We start from the raw sequence: 21,066 nt of genomic DNA, 5'->3' as shown, positions 1-21,066 counted from the left end.
CGCACATTTCAGCAAGAGGAAATCTATGGAAACAGCTCTGGACACAAAGCAAATCCCGGTCTGGCAGGACCGGCGCGCCATCGCCCTCCTGATGGCTGCATCGCTCACCACCATGGCGAACGCGACGATCGCCCCGGCCCTGCCCGGGCTGGAACGCCTGTTCGCAGGCGACCCCAACGCGGCGTTGCTGACGCGGCTCCTGGTGCCGGCGCCCTCGCTCAGCGTCGCGCTCTTTGCCCCGCTCGCCGGGATCGCGGCCGACAGGGTCGGGCGGCGCAATCTGCTGCTCTTCGGCGTCGTCCTGTTCGTATTGTCGGGCTGCGCCGGGCTCGTCCTGCCCGACCTGCCGACTATCTTCGCGAGCCGTCTCGTGCTGGGCATCGCCGTTGCCCTGATCATGACGGCGCAGACGGCGCTGGTTGGCGACTATTTCAGCGGCGACGACCGCAATGCGCTCACAGGCCTGCAGATTTCGGCCCGCAATCTCGGCGGCCTCGTCTTCATCCTCACCGCCGGCTGGGTCGCGGCGATCTCGCCGCGCCTGCCCTTCGCGATCTACGGGCTGGCAGCCGCCTTCCTGCCATTGATGTGGCTGGTGATCGTCGACCCGCCGCGCCTGTCGCCGGCGGGCGTCGCAAAGCCAGGCGCCCTCAGCGACGACCACCGCAGCTGGCGACTGCCCCTCACCATGCTGGTCCTGCTGCAGGGCGCCACCAACATGATCTTCTTCATCATGCCGACGCAGCTGTCCTTCTTCCTCGACGCGCGCGGCTATGACAGCGCGATCATGACCGGCTCGGCGCTGGGCGTGCTGATGCTGTCGGGCGGCGGTTTCGCCCTGCTCTACCGCCGTATCCAGCGCGCCGTCGGCTATGCCGGCATCTTCGCGCTGGGCTATGGCGCGATGGCGCTGGGCTTCCTCATCCTGCTGCTCGCTTCGACCACCGCTGCGATCTTCGTCGCGGCCGCGGCGATCGGCGCGGGCTATGCGCTGGTCTCGCCGAGCTTCGTTGCGCTCGCCCTCAATCTCGCTCCGGCGCGGAAGCGCGGGCTGGCCGGCGGCATCCTCACCGCCTCGATCTTCATCGGCCAGTTCTGCTCGCCGCTGGTCAGCACGCCTGTGATCGCGACTCCTGGCTATGCGCATCTGTTCGGCGGCACTGCAGTGCTGCTTGCGCTCATGACCGCCGCGGCCACGCTGGCGGGCGGTGCGAACCGGCTGCGCCGGCGCTAGTGCGGCGATATGGAGTGCCACCCCGTGTGCACTCTGCTTTATTCACGATCTGGGAAAGCCGAATCGTCTCGTGGCGCGATTGTCGGCTGCAATCGAAACGACATCGGGGTGTCGCACCAGCCGGGTGAAACGGAAGCCGGCGGAAGGAGGCCAGCGTGGCGCAGCAGACGGACGACATCGAGGCTCACCAGCCAGATTGGCCGCCCAAGCGCCGCTCGCCTCTGCACGCTTTCCTCGAAAGCGGGGCCGCGGCTGGCGTGCTGCTGGTCTTCTCCGCGGCGCTGGCGCTGATCATCGCCAACTCGCCGCTCGGCATCGTCTATTTCAAGCTGCTGGAGGCGAAGGTCGCGGGGCTCTCCGTCCTGCACTGGATCAACGACGCGCTGATGGCGCTGTTCTTCCTGCTCGTCGGGCTGGAGATCAAGCGCGAGTTCATCGAAGGCCAGCTCGCGACTTGGAGCCGCCGCGCCCTGCCGGCACTGGCGGCGCTCGGCGGCATGATCGCGCCGGCCCTCATCTATGCCACGCTCGCCCGCAGCGACCCCGAAGCCCTGCGCGGCTGGGCGATCCCCGCCGCCACCGACATCGCCTTCGCGCTCGGCGTGCTCGCCATCCTGGGCTCGCGCGTACCGGTCTCGCTCAAGATCTTCCTGACCGCGCTCGCCATTCTCGACGATCTCGGCGCGATCCTGATCATCGCCCTGTTCTATTCCGGCGATCTCTCGCTGCCGATGCTGGCCGGCGCCGCCGCGTGCCTTGCCGTGCTGATCGCGCTCAACCTGCGCGGCGTGCGCCTGCTGCCGCTCTATCTCGCGATCGGCGCCCTGCTCTGGTTCTTCGTGCTGAAGTCCGGCATCCACGCGACGCTCGCCGGCGTCGCGCTGGCGCTGACCATCCCGCTCGGCGGCCATGGCGCAGAGAGCGACGAGCCCGAGCATTCGCCGCTGCACACGCTCGAGCACCGCCTTCACCCTTGGTCATCCTACTTCATCGTGCCGATCTTCGGCTTCGCCAATGCCGGCGTCTCGATCGCCGGCATGTCACCCTCGCTGCTGCTGACGCCGGTGCCGCTCGGTATCGTGCTCGGCCTCTTCCTCGGCAAGCAGATCGGCGTGTTCGGCTTCGCCTGGCTCGCGGTGCGGCTCGGCCTCGGCACCATGCCGGCCAAGGCGACATGGGCGCAGCTCTATGGCGTCTCGCTGCTCTGCGGCATCGGCTTCACGATGAGCCTGTTCATCGGGGCACTGGCCTTCGCGAACAACGCCGCGCTCAACGACGCCACCAAGATCGGCGTCCTCGCCGGGTCGGCCCTGTCGGCAGTGATCGGCTATGTCGTGCTCCATGTCGCCGGACGGCATCTGGCGACAGAGAACGAAGAACCTGCGCCAGCCGCCATGCCGCGGAAGCGGGCGCACTGAAGCCATCACGAAATCGTCGCAGCTGCGGCGGAACCATGGCAGGCGAAGCGCGTTGCCTCCCCAGCGGTGGAGGCGGCAATGGGCTTCAGTCTTCTGGAAATCTCGATCGTGATGGCCTGCATCTCGCTTGTCGGCTACCTGATCGCCGACAGGGTGGCCTGACCAAACCGATCGCAGGCAAAGTCAACCCGCCTGCACCAGCCGCCGCAGCCGCTCCCGGCCGGCGGCTCTGATGTGATCGCGGGCGGTGGCTTCCGCCTTGATGGGATCGCGAGCTTCAATCGCGCAGACGATGGCGTCATGCTCGGCATGGGCCTGCGCCGCGCGGCCCGCATCGAGCAAGGTCGAGGAGCCGAGCAGGGCACGCGCATCGCGCAGGGCATTCAGGGCCTTCAGCAGATAGCGGTTATGCGCAGCGCCGTAGAGCGCCGAATGGAAGCGCTCATTGTGACGGGCGAGTTCCTGCGGGCGGGAGAGCAACCCCGCCTCGATCGCATGCAGATCGCGCAGCAACGCCGCCTCGCCCTCGGAGGCGTGACGCGCGGCGAAGGCAGCGACGGTCCCCTCCAGCACCTCGCGCATCGCATAAAGCTCCGACACCGCCTGATGGTCGAGCGTCATGACGACCAGCGTGCGCGAATCGCGGGTGAAGAAGCCCTCGGCCTCGAGCCGGCGCACCGCCTCGCGCAAGGGCGTACGGCTCATCTCCAGACGGGTGGCGAGATCCTCCTCACGCAGGCGCATGCCCGGCTTGAGCTCGCCGGCATCGATCGCCTCGCGCAAGCGGGCATAGGCTTGGCCCGCAAGCGAGCGCGCCGGCTGGACATCGGCGAAAACCGTCAAACTGCGCCCTCTCCCATTCCTCGAAGCCAGCTGCCGTGATCGCCCGGCTCCGCGCCGAAATCAACGCTTGCCCCCAATCGTCAATTTCAGCATACTTCAGTATACCAAAAATGAGAACAGCCTGGGAGGCCACCTTGTCACGCCAGATCACGAGGCTCCTGATCGCAGCCGTGCTCGCCGCCACATCCGCTATCGCAGCAAAGGCGCAGGACTGGCCGAGCAAGCCGATCACCATGCTCGTCCCCTATGCCGCCGGCGGCGGCACCGACGTGATCGCGCGGGCGGTCGCGCTAAAGCTGCAGGATCGGCTCGGAGTCGGCGTCGTGGTCGAGAATCGCGCCGGCGCCGGCGGCAATCTCGGCACCACCGCGGCAGCGCAGGCCCCGGCCGACGGCTATACCGTGCTGATCAGCAATATCGGCCCGATGGCGGTCAATCCGAGCCTGTTCAAGAACCTGAAGCACGATCCGGCCGAGGTGCTGGAGCCGGTGACGCTGATCGCCAAGGCGCCGCTGCTCCTGCTGGTGCATCCGTCGGTCAAGGCCAACTCGGTCGCCGAGCTGATCGCGCTCGCCAAGGCACAGCCGGAGGGGCTGACCTATGGCACCGCCGGGCACGGCTCGGCCAACCACATCGCCACCGCCCTGTTCGAGCTGATGGCAGGCGTCAAGCTGAAGCACGCCCCCTATCGGGGCGCCGGCCCGGCGCTGAACGACCTGCTCGGCGGGCACATCCCGATGATGTTCGCGACGCTGCCCTCTGCAATCGGCCATGTGAACGGCGGCGGCCTCAAGGCGCTCGCGGTCACCACTGCCGAACGCGCACCGGCGCTGCCGCAGGTGCCGACGCTGGCCGAGGCCGGTGTGGCCGGCTACGAGGCGAGCGGCTGGTACGGCGTCTTCGTGCGCAAGGGCACCTCGCAGGCGATCATCGACAGACTGCGCAGCGAGGTCGCGACCATCATCAACCTGCCGGACGTGCGCAAGAACCTGGAGCTGGAAGGCGCCCAGCCGATCGGCAACACGCCGGCCGAGTTCACCGCCTTCGTCAAGGCCGAGCGCGAGAAATGGTCGAAGGTCGTCGCCGAGGCTGACATCAAGATCGAGTGACGCCTCCTCGTCCCCGTTCCCTTCCAGCACATCCGGATCGACGCCGACCATGACCGATGCGACATCCCCTGCCCTGCGCCTGCTCGTCCTCGAAGGCGACGGCATCGGCCCCGAGATCGCAGCGGCGACCTGCAAGGTGCTCGACGCCGCGAGCAAGCTCTTCGGGTTCGGCCTCGTCTATGAGCGGGCGGAGATCGGTTTCACTGCGCTGAATAACCAGGGCACAACCTTCCCCGAGACCGTACTCGAGGCGGCAAAGCGGACGGACGGCGTCATCCTCGGCCCGGTCTCGCACAACGAGTATCCGCCGGCCGAGAAGGGCGGACTCAACCCGTCCGGCCAGCTGCGCAAGCGGCTCGACCTCTACGCCAATATCCGCCCGGCCCGCTCGCGCGAAGGTTTCGCGCCGCGCTGCGGCAAGCCGCTCGACCTCGTCATGGTGCGCGAGAACACCGAAGGCTTCTATTCCGATCGCTCGATGCATCTCGGCCCCGGCGAGATCATGCCGACGCCGGACCTTGCCATGTCGTTCCGCAAGGTGACGCGGCAGGCATCCCTGCGCATCGCCGAAAGCGCCTTCGCCCTCGCCCGCCAGCGCCGGCGCAAGGTCACGGCCGTGCACAAGGCCAATGTGCTGCGCATCTCCGACGGGCTCTTCCTCGAATGCGTGCGCGCGGTGGCGGAGCGCTATCCTGACGTCGAATATGAGGAAAAGATCATCGATGCGATGGCGGCGCTCCTGGTGCGCGATGCCAGTGTCTTCGACGTGATCGTCACCACCAATATGTTCGGCGACATCCTCTCCGACCAGGCCTCGGAGATCTCCGGCAGCCTCGGCCTCGCCGCCTCGCTCAATGCCGGCGAGGATCACGCGGTGGCTCAGGCCCAGCACGGCTCGGCGCCCGACATCGCCGGGCGCGACCTCGCCAACCCGGCCTCGCTGATCGGTTCGGCCGCGATGCTGCTGGCCTGGCTCGGCGAACGGCGGCAGGCCCCTGCCCTGCTGCAGGCCGCGCAGGCGATCGAGCAGGCGATCGACCTGACGATCAAGGCGCCGGAGCTGCGCACACGCGATCTCGGTGGGCCACTCGGCACGCGAGCCTTCGCAAGCTGCGTCGCCGCCAATCTCGCCGAGGTGGCGAAGGTGGGTTGAGCCGAATACTTTCCTCAGCGTCCTGAGCATCCTTCGAGACGCCGCGGAGTTTATCCTTGGGCCGGCCAAAGGCCGGACCCAAGGGCGGCTCCTCAGGATGAGGGCTGAAATAGAAAAAGCCCGCCGATAGACGGCGGGCTTTGTTGCCTTGAGCACCTTGTGGCGACGGCTCAGATGTCCTGGTCGCCCTGCAGGGCGGCGACCGCCGCCGGGCCGAGGCCATCCTTGTTGTAGATGTCGTCGCGGAACTGCACGCCGCCATCGGGCGTCGCCCAGGCGGTGATGTAGACCCAGTAGCACGGCACCGGATTGGCGATGCGGGCGTTGACGCGCTCGCCGGAGGCGATGGTCTCGTCGATCTTGGCGCGATCCCAGCCGGGCGTCTCCTTCAGCAGGAACGCGATGTAGTCGCGCACGTTCTGGACGCGGATGCAGCCCGAGGAGACGAAGCGGTAATCGTCGCCGAAGATGCCCTTCGACGGCGTGTCATGCATGTAGACGCCGTGCGGGCTCGGAATGTTGATGCGCACGAAGCCGAGCGAATTGAACTCGCCGCCCGGATCCTGGCGGAAGGTGTAGCGGGTCGCCTCGTCCGAGCGCCAGTTGACGCGATCGGGCGGAATCTCGCCGTTCGGGCCGATGATGCGGATCTTGTTCTCGGTGAGGTAGCTCGGCTCCTTCTGCATCTTCGGGATCAGGTCCTTGCGGATGATCGAAGCCGGAACCGTCCAGGTCGGGTTGAAATTGACCTCGGGAATCTTGGTCTGCAGCAGCGGCGACTGGCGGTCGATCTTGCCGACGCCGGCAGCATGGCGGGTCGCGACATGGCCGTTCTCGACGGTCTCGACCGCCGCGGCCGGGATGTTCGCCACGACATAGCGGTTGCCGAGGCTGCCCGACCAGGTGCGCAGGCGCACGATATTGGTCTCGAGCTGGCGGATGCGCCGGTCGACCGGCACGTTGAGCGCCGCCAGCGTCGCGCGGTTGATGCTGCCGGTGGTCGACAGGCCCATGCGCGACTGGAAGCGGCGCATGCCGCCCTCGACATAGGAATCATAGATGTTGCTGTCGCCGGCCGAGGCGTCGAGATCGCCGGTGATGATCAGCCGCTGACGCAGGGCGACCACGCTCGGACCGCGCGAGCCGACAGAAAGACGCTCGCTGACCTGCAGGGTGGGCCAGCCGCCGCGCGCCGCGAGCGCCCGGTAGGCCTCGACCGCCTGCTCGGTCGCGGCCAAAGCGGCCGGCGAGAGCATCGGTGTCGAGGAACGCTGGACGGCATTGCGTGCACCGGCATCATAGCTCTGGCGCCACTCGGCCTGCTGGGCGAAAGCCGGCAGGCTCACGCCGGCGGCAGCAGACGAGAGCAGGGCCAGAACCGTCTCGCGGCGGGTCAGGCGGATATTCGGCATCGATCGTTACCCCTTGGACTTCGCATATCATCGGAGCGGGACGCGACCCGCCCCTTCGGCCGGGCATCTGCCACGGCCGGTCGCTGGGGACGATCCCTTACCACAGTTAACAGCTCATGATGAGCGCGGCATTTTTAGGGCGGGGATGCGCCGCGCTCACGCGAGTTTGATCGCCGTGGCCGAAGGGGCATCACTGTGGCCGGAAAGAAACAGGCGCACGCGCCCCGGCCGGGAGGCCGAAGCGCGCTGCGGGGATATCTTCGAGACCGGGCCCGTGGCCCAGCGCTCAGAGCTTGTAGCGGATCTGGTCGGTCCAGAAGCGCTCGAGGCGCAGCAGAGCGTTGTTCATCCGCTCGAAGTCGTCGGCTGCGATGCCACCGATCTGCTCGACCGTGCGGACATGCTTGTCGTAGACGCCCTTGACGATGTGGTGCACCTCGCGGCCCTTGTCGGTCAGGCTGATCCGCACCGAGCGGCGGTCGATCCGCGAACGGGCATGGTGGAGGAAGCCGAGCTCGACCAGCTTCTTGACGTTGTAGGAGACGTTCGAGCCGAGATAGTAGCCGCGGGTGCGCAGCTCGCTGGCCGAGAGCTCGGCGTCGCCGATATTGTAGAGGAGCAGCGCCTGCACGCTGTTGACGTCGTCGCGGTTGCGGCGCTCGAACTCGTCCTTGATCACGTCGAGCAGCCGGCGATGCAGTCGCTCAACCAAGGTGAGAGACTCAAGGTAAAGCGGCTTCACCTTGAGCTCAACACCTTCGGACGCAACCGGCTCCACAGTCTTTACATTGCTCTTCATGGTAATATCCCGCCTGTTGATTACCGGCCAGGATTGTCTCCCGGTCCGCTTCTGAGAGACACCATAGGCGGGGCCGATGAAAACGAGTTTAAATATCAGGATGAATCAGGGATTTACCCATTTGGGTGAATCCAAAATGAACCGCAAATCCCTTAAGCTAAAGCGATTCTTACTATCGCCCAGCGTATTCGAGGCAGGCGCAGGCCTCAGGACTCCTGGTTTTCCGCTGCCCAGGTAGCGAGTAGATAGGCCAGCATCAGCGCGACATAGGTGCCGATCAACGCCGGCGACAGCGTCAGCCAGCGCGGGAAGAAGAAGCCGAGCAGCAACTGGCTGACGGCGGCGAGCAGCCAGAGCACGCCGCCCCAGGTCGCGGTCAGCCAGAGGCCGACGCCGGCGACGAGATCGAACACCGCGAAATAGACGGTGATCGCCTGGAAGGTCAGCGGACGCGTCTCGAAGGCCGGGCCGGGCTCGAAGAGCAGGCCAAGGCCGAGGATCGTCGCCCAGTGCATCAGGCCCTTGCCGATCCAGACCACCGAAAGCAAACGCAGCAGCCAGACCAGCAGCAGGCGCCAGCGAACCCGGCGCTTCACCTCGCCCGTCTGGCCCGGGCCGCGCAGAACCTCGCCGTCGCGCACCGTCATCTCAGCCGCCCAGCGCCAGTTCGGTCGCGCCGAGCGGGGCGAAATAGGCCTCTACAGCCGCTGGATCGAGCTCTTCCAGCGTCCGCGGCCGCCAGGACGGCGCCTGGTCCTTGTCGATCACCACCGCGCGCACGCCTTCGTAGAAGTCATGGCCGTGCGGGATGCGCGAGACGATGCGGAATTCGAGCTGCATCGCCTGCGCGAAGCCAAGCGAGGCGCCGCGGCGCATCTGCTCGAAGGCGATGGCGACGCTGGTCGGCGACTTCGCCCGGATCGTGGCGAGCGCCTTGGCGGCGAAGGCATCTCCGGCCGCCGCCTTCGCATCGAGCCGGCCAAGCACCTCCGGCAGCGTCGCCGCGCCGAAGCAATGCGCGATCGTCGATCGCTCCGGGGCGAGCTTGCCCGGCTCGGGACCAGCGGCGAAGCGGGCGATCGTGGCGTCGACCGGCTCGGAGCCGGTCAGCGCATCAGTGAGCTCGGCCATGCGGGCAGACGGAACCGCATGCGTCGCCAGCCCAAGCGCCAGCGCATCCGCCTGGCCGACACGGTCTCCGGTCAAGGCGAGGTAGGTGCCCGCATGATCGGGCAGGCGCGGCAAGGCATAGGTCGCGCCGACATCGGGAAAGAAGCCGATACCGACCTCGGGCATGGCGAAGAGCCAGCGCTCGCCAGCGACACGGTGGCTGCCATGCAGCGAGAGGCCGACGCCGCCGCCCATGACGATACCGTCGACCAGCGCGACATAAGGCTTGGGATAGCTCTGGATACGGGCGTTGAGGATGTATTCCTCGCGCCAGAAGGCCAGCATCTCGTCGTATTGGCCGGCCTTGCCGAGGTCGTGCAGGCTGCGGATGTCACCGCCGGCGCAGAAGGCCTTCTCGCCGGCTCCGGTGACGACGATGCGCGTGACAGCGGGATCCTGCTCCCAGGCGTCGAGCGCCCTGGCCAGTTCGCGCACCATGGGAAGATTGAGCGCGTTCAGCGCCTTCGGCCGGTTGAGCAGGACGAAGCCGGCGCTGCCGCGGATTTCACAGATGATGTCCTGATCCTGCGCCATGTCCGCCTCGACCCCGATCCGTCAGGCGGTTCTGGAAGGCAGGCCCCGGCTTGTCAACGCGAGTGGCGGCATGGTCCCGTCCGGACTTTAGCGCACGATGACGATGCCGCGGCCATAGCCGCCATGGGCCTTGGGCAGGACGATGCAGACCATCGCCCGGCCATGGCTCTGTTCGATCGAGGTCAGCGCCGCGACCTGCTCGGCATAGCTCTCGGTGGCGCGCAGGCCGGCGAGCGTGCCCCTGATCTCGCGCAGGTTCCTGTCGAGCTTGTCCTGGCCGAGCCGCAATGATGGGCAATGCCGCTCGGCATAGTCGGCGGAGGCGAGCGCGGTCGCTGTCTGCGCCTCGATCGCATCGCGGCGTGTCACCTCGGCTTGCGCGGCTGTGGCGGCGAGCGCTGCCAGCAGCGTGGTGACGGCAGGAAGCCCCGGTCGCATCGTCCACCCTTCTTTCATTGCGGGATCATCCGCGCCGAGCCGGCTTGGGCCGCTCTGGCCCGCTCTCGCGGCTGCGACCATCGCGCCTGTTTTGGGCGCGAGCCGATGTGGTAGAGGATCGCCGGCAAGCCAATATCGCATTCACGGCGGAGGCGTCGATGACTTCCCGGATACAGCCCCTCTCCACGCTGCAAGCCGCAACCACCGCTGCGGATTCGCTCGGCCTCACCCGCCGCATGCGCCGCAACCGCAAGGCCGAATGGTCGCGCCGGCTGGTGCGCGAGAACCGCCTCAGCACCGACGACCTGATCTGGCCGATCTTCCTGATCGATTCCGCCGAGCCGATCTCGCCCGTCGCCTGGATGCCGGGCGTCGACCGCCTCAACATCGACGAGGCCGTGCGCCAGGCCGAAGCCGCCGTAAAGCTCGGCGTTCCCGCGATCGCGCCCTTCCCCTATGTCGACCGCGCCTTGCGCGACGAGACCGGCTCCGAAGCGCTGAACAGCCGCAACCTGATGTGCCGGGCGGTCCGGGCGATCAAGGCGGCGGTTCCGGACATCGGCATCATCTGCGATGCGGCGCTCGACCCCTATACCTCGCACGGCCATGACGGCGTCATGGATGGCGAGCGCATCCTGAACGACGCCAGCGTCGGCATCCTCGTCAGGCAGGCGCTGGCTCTGGCGGACGCTGGCGCCGATGTGATCGCGCCCTCCGACATGATGGACGGGCGCGTCGGCGCCATCCGCGCCGCGCTCGACGCCAGCGGCCATGAGGACGTGCAGATCATGGCCTATTCGGCCAAGTATGCCTCGGCCTATTATGGCCCGTTCCGCGATGCGATCGGCACCAACGCCACGCTCGTCGGCGACAAGCGCACCTACCAGATGGACCCGGCCAACAGCGACGAGGCGATCGCCGAGGTCGCGCTCGATCTCGAGGAGGGCGCCGACATGGTGATGGTCAAGCCCGGCCTGCCCTATCTCGACATCATCGCGCGGGTGAAGGAGACCTTCTCGGCGCCGACCTTCGCCTACCAGGTCTCCGGCGAGTACGCGATGATCATGGCGGCGGCCAATAATGGCTGGCTCGATGGCGACAGGGCGATGCTGGAGAGCCTGCTCTCCTTCAAGCGCGCCGGCGCCGACGGCGTGCTGACCTATTTCGCGCCGAAGGTGGCGAAGATGCTGAAGGAGCGCGGCTGAGCTAGCCCGGCAGGCGATAGACGGAGACGTGCGAGCGCGACTCCGCCGTGAAGGGCGCCCGGTTCCAATCCGCATGCCGGCTTTCGAGCTCGAAGCCGGCCAGCTGAGCCATGAGGTCGAGTTCCGCCGGCCAGATATAGCGGTGGGGCGAGCGGAACAGTTCGGCCTTGTGGCCCTCGCCGAAGCGGAAATGGTGCGAAACTACCTGCTGGTTCAGCACGTCATAGGTATCGAGGCCGATATAGCCCGCCTCTGACTGCCAGACGACCGCCTGCTGCCCGGGCGTCAGCTTGCGCAGCTCCGGCACCCAGAGTTCGATCACGAAACGCCCGCCCGGTGAGAGATGGCGCGCCGCATTGCGGAAGCAGGCGACCTGCTGCGTCTGCGTGAGCAGGTTCGAGATCGTGTTGTAGACGAGGAAGACGAGCGAAAAACTGCCGGGAACGGTCGCCGTCGCCATGTCGCCGAGGACGACGGGAATCGTTGTCTCATCGACCTTGGCCCGCAACTCGGCGATCATCGCGGGCGAGTATTCGATGCCCGCTACCGGCAGGTTCCGCTGGCTGAGCGGCACCGCAATGCGGCCGGTGCCGATCGCGAATTCGAGCGCCCTGCCGCCCTCGGCGAGCTGCGCAAGGCGCGCAACCGCCGGCTCCAGCACCTCCGGCGAGAACATCCCGGTTCCCGGCGTGTCATAAGCCTTGGCTGCCTCAGCGCCCCAGATCTCGTCCTGCTGCATGAGCATCGTCCTGTCGCGTTGCCGGCCCGATCGGATGTGCGCGGCCTTCCCGATTTATCAAGCCCTGCGATTGCGCATACGGGCAGCATCGCAACGAGTTCCAACGCCCCGGTTCTCGCGCTAGCGTGCGCGGCGATGCGCGCCCTGCTCATGTCGATTCTGCTCTGCCTTGCGCTCGCCGGATGCGGGCGCTTCGACACCGACCAGATTCGCGCCTGCCGGCTCGCGATCCCGGCGCTGAACCCGGCCGATACCGTCATCACCATCGAGGGAACCGGCAGCGGCCCGCGCGCCGGCATCCTGCGCATCGTCTACCGGGCGCTGGCGCCGGACGAGCCGCCGCGGCGGCGCACCATCGACTGCATCTTCGCCGGCGAAGGCACCACGCTGCAGCGCGGCGCGCTGGCGGGCCTCGCCTCCGACGGCGTGCCGATGACCGATGCCAGCTTCCTGCTGCTGCGGCGCTTCTATCTCGAATACAAGGCGGAGCCGCCGGTCGATCCCGGCATGTCGCCCGGCGCCGACCTCATCACCGTGCCGCCCGGCCTCGCCTACGGCCTGCAGCAGGGCTTGGCCGCCCTGCCTTCGGCCGCGATCTATGCGCTGCTCGCCAGCGCCTACGCCCTGATCTACGGGCTCAACGGCCGCATCCTCCTGACCTTCGGCGAGTTCTCGGCGCTCGGCGCACTCGCCGCGGTGGTCGGTGTGGCGCTGACCCTGTCGCTTTCGGTCTCGACGCCGGTCTCGGGCCTGTTCATCGCCTTTGCAGTCGCCATCGCGGTCAGTGCCTTGCACGGCTTCGCCATGGGCCGTTTCGTGCTGCGCCATCTCGACAAGAGCAACGGCCAGCAGGTGCTGATCGCGACGATCGGGCTCGCCATCGCGCTCTCGGAGTATCTGCGCCTCGCGCAAGGCGCCGAGCTGCGCTGGCTGCCGCCGGTATTCAACGAGCCGCTGCCGCTGGTGCGGGCCGAGCAGTTCATCGTCACCGTGACGCCGGTCTCGCTCGCCATGGCGGCGCTCGGCTTCAGTGCCGCGACCTGCCTCATCCTCTATCTCGCCCGCTCGTCCTATGGCCGGGCCTGGCGCGCGGTTTCCGACGATGCCAAGACGGCCTCGCTGTTCGGGATCGACCCCGGCGCGGTGCACGACCGCGCGCTGATCATCGCCTGTGCGATCTGCGGTGCGGCCGGTGTCATCGTCACCGTGATCTATGGCGGCATGGGCTTTTCCGGCGGCTTCACGCTCGGGCTGAAGGCACTCGTTGCCGCCGTGCTCGGCGGCATCGGCTCGGTGCCTGGTGCCTGTCTCGGCGGCCTGGCCATCGCAGCCTTCGAGGTGCTGTGGTCGGCGACGATGCCGCTCGAACAGCGCGACATCGCGGTCTATAGCTTGCTCGCCGTGACGCTGATCCTGCGCCCCGGCGGCTTCTTCGGTGACGGCGCGCTGACGCCGCGCCAGGTCTGAATCTGAGAACGGGGTGACGGATGGGCAGCGGCTTCGCGATCAGCTTCGCCGATATCGAGGCGGCTGCGCAGACCATCGCAGGCCATGTGCTGAAGACGCCGCTGATGCCGGCGCCGCGCCTGTCGGCGCTCACCGGCGCTGAGGTCTTCGTCAAGCACGAGAACATGCAGGCGACCGCTTCCTTCAAGGAACGCGGCGCGGTCAACAAGCTGCTGAGCCTGAGTGAGGACGAGAGGCGCCGTGGCGTCATCGCCATGTCGGCGGGCAACCATGCCCAGGCGGTCGCCTATCACGCCAGGCGCTTTGGCATTCCGGCGACGATCGTGATGCCGGAGACGACGCCGCTGGTGAAGGTCGAGAACACCCGCGCCCATGGCGCCGAGGTCGTGCTGTTCGGCGAGACGCTCTACGAATCCACGCAGAAGGCACGCGAGATCGCAGCGGAAAAGAGCCTCGTCTTCGTCCACCCCTATGACGATGCGGCCGTGATGGCCGGCCAGGGCACGGTCGCGCTGGAGATGCTGCGCGAACTGCCCGAACTCGACACGCTGCTGATCCCGCTCGGCGGCGGCGGGCTGATGGCCGGCAACGCCATCGCCGCCAAGGCGCTGAAGCCGTCGATCGAGATGATCGGCGTCGAGGCGGCGCTCTACCCCTCCTTCCACAATGCCGTTGATGGCGCCGACCTGCCGATCGGCGGGGCGACGCTGGCCGAGGGCATCGCGGTCAAGACCGTCGGCGCACAGACCCTGCCGGTGGTGAAGGCGCTGGTCTCCGACATCGTCCTGGTCGGCGAGGACCTGATCGAGCGCGCCGTCAACGCCTGCGCGACGCTGCAGCACACGCTGGCCGAGGGCGCCGGCGCTGCCGGCCTCGCGGCGATGCTGAAGGAGCCGGAGCGCTACCTTGGCCGCAAGGTCGGGCTCGTGCTCTCCGGCGGCAATATCGATGCGCGGCTACTCGCGGCGATCATGGTGCGCGAACTGGAGCGAGAGCAGCGCATCGCCGCCTTCCGCCTCACCGCCAGCGACCGGCCGGGCCTGCTCGGCAAGGTCGCGAGCCTGTTCGGAACGCTCGGCGCCAACATCCTGGAGGTCAGCCATGGCCGGCTCTTCCTCGACGTGCCGGCCAAGGGCGTGATGCTCGACGTCACCATCGAGACCCGCGACGAGGCCCACACCGCCGCAATCGAAGAGGCACTCCGCCAGGAAGGCTTCGCGCCCAGGCGGATTTACCCGCGCGGCCTTGCGGGACCGAGTGGCTGACCAAATATTACGTGCCAGCGGGCACATCCGCCCGCCGGAGATTGGAAAAGCAGGATATGTCGAACCCGTCCTATCGCCAGCCGCCGATCGTCGCGCTGGAGGACCGGCCGCTGCAGGATACGCGCGGCGTGCTCGGTTCGCGCCTGTTCGCCTGGATAGGCGATGTCGTCGTGCTGTTCATCCTGGGCAGCATGGTCTGGTTCCTGCTCGCCATCCTGGGCATCGTTACCTTCGGGCTGACCTGGCTGCTGATGGGCGGCGCGACTGTCGCGGTCGCGCTCGGCTATGCCGCGATCACCATCGGCGGGCGCAAGCAGGCGACGCTCGGCATGCGCATGGCGGGCCTGAGGGTCGAGACCGCCTCGGGCGGCCGGCCCGATGCGCTGGCGGCCGCCGTGCACGCGCTATTCTTCTATGTCGCGGCCGGCACAGTCGGCCTCTGGTTCCTCGACGTCGCCTGCGGGCTGGTGCGAGAGGATCGGCGCCTCGGCCGCGACATCCTGACCGGGCTCGTGGTGGTGCGCGCCTGAGAAGGGTTCAGAAGCGATAGCGCAGCAGAAGGCCGATGCGCGCGAGCGGCGGGATCAGCGAGAAGAACTGCATCGCGAAGCGCGCCGGCCAGGACATCCGGGCAATCTGCCGGGGGTCGTAGCCATCGGGATCGTAAGCTGTCAGCTCCGTGACCAGTTCGAGCCCTGGCACCTGCCGCTCCAGTTCAGCGGGGTCGTCGAGCGACCAGCGCAGGACCGCGCCGGTCGCCTTGATCGAGGGCTGTAGTGCAATCAGCTTGAGGCCGAGCGGACTATAGGCGTCGAAGACGATCTCCCCGCTGCGGCAATGCCGCACCAGCCGCTCCAGCAGCAATGGCACTTCCTCTTCCGGCAGATAGGGAAAGAGCCCCTCGGCCACGATCATCGCGGGGCGATCCTGCGGCATGTCGGCGAGCCAGCCTGGCTCCGTGACCGACGAGCCGATCAGATGATAATCATCGCGCGCCGGATAGAGCTTGCGCCGGAGCGCGACCACCTCCGGGTAATCGACATCGTACCAGTCGATGCCATCTGGCGGGTCGATCCGGAAGACGCGGCTGTCGAGCCCGCAGCCGAGATGCAGCACGATGGCATCGCCATGGTTCGCGAGGAAAGCGCGCGTCCAGCCGTCGAGCGCATGGGCGCGCATGGCAAGGCCGACCATCAGGTCGCGGTCGACCTTCAGCCTGGCGAAATCATAGTCGATGCGGCCAGCAGCCTCGGCCGCGAACCGATCCCTGAGCAGAGAATCCGGCATCAGGCTCTCGCCGGCCTTGGCCCAGAGCGTGATCAGCAGGGTTTCCTTCTCGCGGGTCAACGCGACCGTTTCGGCCTGCATCGCATCCCCCTGCTCCAGGAGTGTCCCGGCCTCGCCTTGCCGCCAGACTAGCACCGGCGCGTGGGTTATCCCATGCGGTGCGGCCGCCGCAGGCTTGCCGCTTGTTGCCGCCGCGCCGACTGCTAAACTCAGGTCGAATTCGGCGGTTCCGGAGCCTGCCTGACGTGACACGTCCCTTGCGGGATGCCCCGCAATTCTACCTGACCTCGCCAACGCCCTGCCCCTATCTGCCGGGCCGCGAGGAGCGCAAGGTGTTCACGCACCTCGTCGGCGCGCGGGCGCGCGACCTCAACGACGTGCTCTCGCAAGGCGGCTTCCGGCGCTCGCAGAGTATCGCCTATCGCCCGGCCTGCGAGACCTGCCGGGCCTGCATCTCGGTCAGGATCGTGGTTGCCGATTTCCGGCCGTCCCGCACCTTCCGCAAGATCCTCTCGCACAACAGCGACCTGATCGGCGAGGCGCTGCCGCCGCAGCCGCGCTCCGAGCACTATTCGCTGTTCCGCGGCTATCTCGACGACCGCCATCCCGATGGCGGCATGGCGACGATGTCGGCGCTCGACTTCGCCATGATGGTCGAGGACACCCATGTCGAGACCAGCCTGATCGAATACCGCAGGCGCGGGCCCGACAGCGGCTTCACCGGCCGCGGCCAGGGCGACCTCTTCGCCTTCGCCTTGACCGACCGGCTGAGCGACGGGCTCTCCATGGTCTATTCGGTCTACGATCCCGCCCTCGAAGCGCGCTCGCTCGGCACCTTCATGGTGCTCGAACATGTCGAGCGCGCCCGCAAGCTCGGCCTGCCTTACGTCTATCTCGGCTACTGGGTCGAAGGCTCGCCGAAAATGGCCTACAAGGCCCGCTTCCTGCCGCAGGAGCGGCTGATGCCGCAGGGTTGGGAACGGGTGGGCTGAGGCTGTCGGCGCGTCATTCTCGGGCGAAGCGAAGCGCAGACCCGAGAATCTCCGGACGAGAGGCGCTGACCGGAGCCTCATCCGGTCCGAGATGTTCGGGTCAAGCCCGAGCATGACAAAAATCACGATTTAAATCGTTTAATACGCACGCCAGCGCTGCAAAATCCGCACTTGCTCCCCGAGCTGGCCTCTGTGCAAGGTGCCGGCAAGGCCGCCGGAGCGGCCGCACCGGAGGAAATATGACCGATACGCTGACCGAGCGCCTCGAACGCTGCTACACCGGCATCATCCACGACACGATGCGCGCCATGGGGCTGAAGGACTTCACCCTGCCGCCGGCGCTTCGCCCGCTGCTGCCCGGCGTGAAGCTGGCAGGCCCCGCCTTCACCGTCGAGGGCAAGACCGGCGAGTTCGATGCCCACGAGACCCTGCTCGGCTGGACCGGCCTGCTCTCGGCCGCCAAGCCCGGCCATGTCTGGGTCTGCCAGCCCAATACCGAGGAGGTCGCGCTGATGGGCGAGCTCTCGGCCGAGACGCTGAAGAACAAGGGTGTGCGCGGCTGCGTCATCGACGGCCTCTCGCGCGACACCGAATTCATGGTCGAGATGGGCTTCCAGGCCTATTTCAAGGCCTATACGCCGCGCGACATCGTCGGCGTCTGGCTGCCCAAGGCGGTCGACGAGCCGATCAAGATCGGCGAGGTCTGGATCCGGCCGGGCGACTACATCCTCGCCGACCGCGACGGCGTCGTGCGCATCCCGGCCGAGATCATCGAGGAAGTGCTGGAGAAATCCGAGACCGCGATCTCGGCGGAGAACAAGGTCCGCACCGCGATCCTCGCCGGCACCGATCCCCAGCAAGCCTATCTGCAATTCGGCAAGTTCTGATGTCCCAGCACGATCCCCGCCTGATCCTGCTCGACCCGCGCGACAACGTCTTCGTCGCGCGCACCCGCCTGCCGGCGGGCGAGCCCATCGAGACCGGCAGCGGTCCGGCGGTGATCGACCGCGACATCGCGCTCGCCCACAAGATCGCCCGGCGCGCCATCGCGCCCGGCGAGAAGATCCTGAAATACGGCGCGCCGATCGGCGTGGCGACGGTCGCCATCGCTGCCGGCCACCATGTCCATGTCCAGAACATGAAGAGCGACTACACGCCGACCTATCATCTTGAAGACGAGCGCAAGGCGGGAGCGGCGCAATGAGCGGACTGCAAGGCTATCTCCGCAGCGACGGCCGCAAGGGCATCCGCAATGTGGTTGCCGTCGCCTATCTCGTCGAATGCGCCCACCATGTCGCGCGCGAGATCGCCCTGCCCTGGCGCGAGCACGAGGTCCACGCCATCGGCTTTCCGGGCTGCTACCCGAACCCCTACGCCGAGCGGATGATGGAGCAGCTCTGCACGCACCCCAATGTCGGGGCGGTGCTGCTGGTCTCGCTCGGCTGCGAGAGCTTCAATAAATACGCACTGGAGCGGGTGGTGCGCGCCACCGGCCGGCCGGTGAAGACCATCGTGATCCAGGGCACCGGTGGCACCCGCGCCTCGATCAGGGAAGGCCGCGCCTGGGTCGAAGAGCAGCGCATCGCGCTCGATGCGGCCGAGACCGTGCCGATGCAGGTCAGCGAGCTGGTGATCGGCACTGTCTGCGGCGGCTCGGACGGCACCTCCGGCATCACCGGCAACCCGGCGGCCGGCCGCGCCTTCGACCAGCTCATCGCCGAGGGCGCAGCCTGCATCTTCGAGGAGACCGGCGAGCTGATCGGCTGTGAGCACATCATGGCGGCGCGCGCGATCACGCCCGAACTCGGCGTCGAGCTGGAGAAATCCGTGGCCAAGGCGGCGCGCTATTACGCAACGCTCGGTTACGGTTCCTTCGCCGCCGGCAATGCCGAAGGCGGGCTCTCGACCATCGAGGAGAAGTCGATGGGCGCCTATGCCAAGTCGGGGGCGTCGCCGATTTCCGGCCTGATCAAGCCCGGCGACGTGCCGCCGCATGGCGGGCTCTACCTGCTCGACGTGGTGCCGGATGGCGAGGTGCGCTTCGGCTTCCCCAACATCAACGACAATGCCGAGATCGCCGAGCTGATCGCCTGCGGCGCGCATTGCGTGCTGTTCGTCACCGGGCGCGGCTCGGTGGTGGGGTCGGCGATCTCGCCGGTGGTCAAGATCTGCGCCAATCCGGAAACCTATCGCCGGATGAGCGACGACATGGACGTCGATGCCGGCCGCATCCTCGAAGGTCGGGCCAGCCTCGACGAGGTCGGCACCGAGATCCGCAACCTCGTCGTCTCGCTGGCGCAGGGCGGGCGCACCAAATCGGAAGAGCTCGGCCATCAGGAGTTCATCCTGACCTATAAAAGCTTCGAACCGCTCGGCCCTGCCTGCCTGCCGGCGGCTTAGGGCCAAAAGGCCCGGCGCGATCCTTGACCCCTCCCCGGACCCCGAACTAACCTTGGGTCATCGGGGACGGGCAGGATCGAGATCATGGCGCTCACGTCACCGCGATTTTCGAACAATGACCGGCTCAGGAAGGCGGCCGAGAACGCGCCGCCGCTGAAGCAGGGCGAGCGCGGCCAGGCCGTCGCGATCATCCAGCTCGCGCTGATCGATCTCGGCCTGGCGATGCCGAATTCGACCAGCCAGGGCCGCACCCTCCCCGACGGCATCTTCGGTCCGGAGACGGCGAACCGGGTGCGCGGCTTCCAGACTGCCAACGGGCTCGTCGCCGACGCGATCGTCGGGCCGCTGACCATGGCGGCGCTGGAGCGCGCCATCATCGCGGTGAGCGCCGTCAACCGGCGCGCCGAGGCGGCCAAGGCACGCACGCACAGCGCAGCGGTTCGCTAGATCAGCGCATCCAACTTCGGCAGCTCCGGGAACATCAGCCAGACGGATATCAGCAGGAGGAGTCATGGTTGTCGCGATCGCTCCGGGCACCGCCACGATCACCGCCAACAAGGGCGGCTCGCGTACCGACATCCATGTCGGCACCGAGCACGCTTTGCTCCACTGCACGACCAACGCTCGCCGCGCAGCCGCCGACGATCCGGCCGGGCATCCCGGCCATACCGGCCCGATGATCACCTGCACCGGCACCGTGCTAATGTCGGGCGACCCGGCCAATCGGCAGGACAAGGTCGACCTGATGACCAATTGGGAGTTCGGGATGATCCTGGTCTCCGACCTCGTGATCTACGAGGCGCACTATGCCGGGCGGATGGCCAATGAAGGCAGCATCGTCGTCAACCTCAAATCCGCCTTCGGCACCAATCCCTCGCTGGACGGTGACGGCGACCTGCCGACCGTCGACGAGATGATCTTCGATCCGAGCAATCAGGTCATCACCGACCAGACCACCGGCACCAGGGGCTTCCTGGTGACCTACAAGCTCGGCGACCACCCCAACAATCCGTTTCCCCTGCGCCAGACCAACAGCAAGGTATCTGCGCCGAACTTCCTGCACACGGCCCGGCGCGACGAAGGTTTCATCGCCTATTTCGTCGCGAGGGAACGCGGCTCGACGGTGCATCACCTGGCGCGGATCGGCTGGCACATCATCTGGCATGGCACGCTGGGGTGGACCTCCCCCACCACCAAGCCGACCGTCGCGATGGTGACCTCACGCATCGACATCGGCCAGCCCACCACCGACGCGGTCGACAACACAGCCTTCCCGAAATCGGCGGCCATCGCCAAGAACCCACAGCGGCCGACCTGCAACGAGCAGGACGGCACCGCCTTCGACAGGGGCTATGGATCGGGCGCACGCGAGCCGGTGCGGACCGAGTCGACGACGCGGCCCGGCAGCCTGCCGGGTAGCTTCTTCCCAACACCATAAAGCCAGCCTCGATACTCCCATCTCGTTCCGGGAAGACCGCGGAGGCCGTCTTGAAGGACGAGAGCTCGTGAGCTCTCGGTCAGCCTCCCAGGTCAGTTAACCGCCAGGGTCAAATATATCATAGGGATACTATACATAGAAATACACTCATAAGTTGCAGATT

At 67.3% G+C, this 21,066-nt stretch carries 22 protein-coding genes; 14 read left to right on the top strand and 8 right to left on the bottom strand.

The features are described from left to right. The first annotated feature begins 25 nt into the window (after window positions 1-25). Both VGV58_RS26025 and nhaA read left to right on the top strand, forming a co-directional pair. Window positions 26-1,234: an MFS transporter gene (locus VGV58_RS26025; protein ID WP_326876966.1), complete on the top strand. Its 1,209-nt coding sequence runs from the start codon at window positions 26-28 to the stop codon at window positions 1,232-1,234. Window positions 1,235-1,389: 155 nt separating this feature from the next. Then, complete coding sequence (nhaA, locus tag VGV58_RS26020) at window positions 1,390-2,652, top strand: Na+/H+ antiporter NhaA (RefSeq protein WP_414644114.1); 1,263 nt, start codon at window positions 1,390-1,392, stop codon at window positions 2,650-2,652. Window positions 2,653-2,835: 183 nt separating this feature from the next. On the opposite strand, the gene VGV58_RS26015 is transcribed toward nhaA, so the two are convergent. Then, window positions 2,836-3,495: a GntR family transcriptional regulator gene (locus tag VGV58_RS26015; protein ID WP_326876965.1), complete on the bottom strand. Its 660-nt coding sequence runs from the start codon at window positions 3,493-3,495 to the stop codon at window positions 2,836-2,838. A gap of 134 nt (window positions 3,496-3,629) precedes the next feature. Between VGV58_RS26015 and VGV58_RS26010 the strand changes: the two genes are divergently transcribed. Then, entirely contained in the window at window positions 3,630-4,604 is a 975-nt protein-coding gene (locus VGV58_RS26010; protein WP_326876964.1) for a Bug family tripartite tricarboxylate transporter substrate binding protein, read from the top strand. Window positions 4,605-4,653: 49 nt separating this feature from the next. Further along, a complete protein-coding gene (locus VGV58_RS26005) occupies window positions 4,654-5,757 on the top strand; it encodes an isocitrate/isopropylmalate dehydrogenase family protein (protein ID WP_326876963.1) in 1,104 nt (367 codons plus the stop codon). Window positions 5,758-5,927: 170 nt separating this feature from the next. On the opposite strand, the gene VGV58_RS26000 is transcribed toward VGV58_RS26005, so the two are convergent. From VGV58_RS26000 to VGV58_RS25980, 5 genes are all read right to left on the bottom strand, one after another. Next, window positions 5,928-7,169 (bottom strand): L,D-transpeptidase family protein, encoded by a 1,242-nt coding sequence (locus VGV58_RS26000; RefSeq protein ID WP_326876962.1) that lies wholly within the window; start codon window positions 7,167-7,169, stop codon window positions 5,928-5,930. 286 nt (window positions 7,170-7,455) lie between these two features. Continuing rightward, a complete protein-coding gene (ldtR, locus tag VGV58_RS25995) occupies window positions 7,456-7,968 on the bottom strand; it encodes a transcriptional regulator LdtR (protein ID WP_326876961.1) in 513 nt (170 codons plus the stop codon). Window positions 7,969-8,174: 206 nt separating this feature from the next. After that, window positions 8,175-8,615 carry a DUF6163 family protein gene (locus VGV58_RS25990; RefSeq protein ID WP_326876960.1) on the bottom strand — a complete coding sequence of 147 codons (441 nt, stop codon included), beginning with the start codon at window positions 8,613-8,615 and terminating at the stop codon, window positions 8,175-8,177. 1 nt (window position 8,616) lies between these two features. After that, window positions 8,617-9,672, bottom strand: a complete 1,056-nt coding sequence (locus tag VGV58_RS25985) for an enoyl-CoA hydratase/isomerase family protein (protein WP_326876959.1) — start codon at window positions 9,670-9,672, stop codon at window positions 8,617-8,619. Window positions 9,673-9,759: 87 nt separating this feature from the next. Next, window positions 9,760-10,110 carry a hypothetical protein gene (locus VGV58_RS25980; protein WP_326876958.1) on the bottom strand — a complete coding sequence of 117 codons (351 nt, stop codon included), beginning with the start codon at window positions 10,108-10,110 and terminating at the stop codon, window positions 9,760-9,762. A 158-nt stretch (window positions 10,111-10,268) separates the two neighbouring features. On the opposite strand from VGV58_RS25980, the gene hemB reads away from it, so the two are divergent. Then, on the top strand, window positions 10,269-11,315 hold the full coding sequence (gene hemB / locus VGV58_RS25975; protein WP_326876957.1) for a porphobilinogen synthase: 1,047 nt from the start codon (window positions 10,269-10,271) through the stop codon (window positions 11,313-11,315). Window position 11,316: 1 nt separating this feature from the next. Here the strand turns inward: hemB and VGV58_RS25970 are convergent, their stop codons facing one another. Beyond that, window positions 11,317-12,054, bottom strand: a complete 738-nt coding sequence (locus tag VGV58_RS25970; RefSeq protein ID WP_326876956.1) for a class I SAM-dependent methyltransferase — start codon at window positions 12,052-12,054, stop codon at window positions 11,317-11,319. Between the two features lie 135 nt (window positions 12,055-12,189). On the opposite strand from VGV58_RS25970, the gene VGV58_RS25965 reads away from it, so the two are divergent. From VGV58_RS25965 to VGV58_RS25955, 3 genes are read left to right on the top strand one after another with little or no spacing between them, the layout of a single operon-like run. Beyond that, on the top strand, window positions 12,190-13,521 hold the full coding sequence (locus tag VGV58_RS25965; protein ID WP_326876955.1) for a branched-chain amino acid ABC transporter permease: 1,332 nt from the start codon (window positions 12,190-12,192) through the stop codon (window positions 13,519-13,521). Window positions 13,522-13,541: 20 nt separating this feature from the next. Next, window positions 13,542-14,786 (top strand): threonine ammonia-lyase, encoded by a 1,245-nt coding sequence (locus VGV58_RS25960; protein WP_326876954.1) that lies wholly within the window; start codon window positions 13,542-13,544, stop codon window positions 14,784-14,786. Between the two features lie 56 nt (window positions 14,787-14,842). Beyond that, window positions 14,843-15,316 (top strand): RDD family protein, encoded by a 474-nt coding sequence (locus tag VGV58_RS25955; RefSeq protein WP_326876953.1) that lies wholly within the window; start codon window positions 14,843-14,845, stop codon window positions 15,314-15,316. A gap of 7 nt (window positions 15,317-15,323) precedes the next feature. Here VGV58_RS25955 and VGV58_RS25950 read toward each other — a convergent pair whose 3' ends face one another. After that, window positions 15,324-16,154 (bottom strand): class I SAM-dependent methyltransferase, encoded by an 831-nt coding sequence (locus tag VGV58_RS25950; protein ID WP_326876952.1) that lies wholly within the window; start codon window positions 16,152-16,154, stop codon window positions 15,324-15,326. Window positions 16,155-16,318: 164 nt separating this feature from the next. Here VGV58_RS25950 and VGV58_RS25945 point away from each other — a divergent pair, with 164 nt between their 5' ends. From VGV58_RS25945 to VGV58_RS25920, 6 genes are all read left to right on the top strand, one after another. Continuing rightward, on the top strand, window positions 16,319-17,065 hold the full coding sequence (locus VGV58_RS25945; RefSeq protein ID WP_326876951.1) for an arginyltransferase: 747 nt from the start codon (window positions 16,319-16,321) through the stop codon (window positions 17,063-17,065). A gap of 239 nt (window positions 17,066-17,304) precedes the next feature. Beyond that, window positions 17,305-17,952 carry an RraA family protein gene (locus VGV58_RS25940; protein ID WP_092158727.1) on the top strand — a complete coding sequence of 216 codons (648 nt, stop codon included), beginning with the start codon at window positions 17,305-17,307 and terminating at the stop codon, window positions 17,950-17,952. After that, window positions 17,952-18,269: a UxaA family hydrolase gene (locus VGV58_RS25935; RefSeq protein WP_326876950.1), complete on the top strand. Its 318-nt coding sequence runs from the start codon at window positions 17,952-17,954 to the stop codon at window positions 18,267-18,269. Before VGV58_RS25940 ends, VGV58_RS25935 begins: the two co-directional genes overlap by 1 nt. Beyond that, window positions 18,266-19,465: a UxaA family hydrolase gene (locus tag VGV58_RS25930; protein WP_326876949.1), complete on the top strand. Its 1,200-nt coding sequence runs from the start codon at window positions 18,266-18,268 to the stop codon at window positions 19,463-19,465. Before VGV58_RS25935 ends, VGV58_RS25930 begins: the two co-directional genes overlap by 4 nt. Window positions 19,466-19,549: 84 nt before the next feature. Beyond that, window positions 19,550-19,912, top strand: coding sequence for a peptidoglycan-binding domain-containing protein (locus tag VGV58_RS25925; protein WP_326876948.1), 363 nt, complete (start codon window positions 19,550-19,552; stop codon window positions 19,910-19,912). A gap of 64 nt (window positions 19,913-19,976) precedes the next feature. Beyond that, a complete protein-coding gene (locus VGV58_RS25920; protein ID WP_326876947.1) occupies window positions 19,977-20,903 on the top strand; it encodes a hypothetical protein in 927 nt (308 codons plus the stop codon). Window positions 20,904-21,066: the final 163 nt, after the last annotated feature.

Origin of the sequence: Allobosea sp. (assembly GCF_035944895.1) — a bacterium.
In the GTDB taxonomy this organism is placed as follows: Bacteria; Pseudomonadota; Alphaproteobacteria; order Rhizobiales; family Beijerinckiaceae; genus Allobosea.
This window is presented reverse-complemented; position numbering and strand designations above follow the sequence as displayed.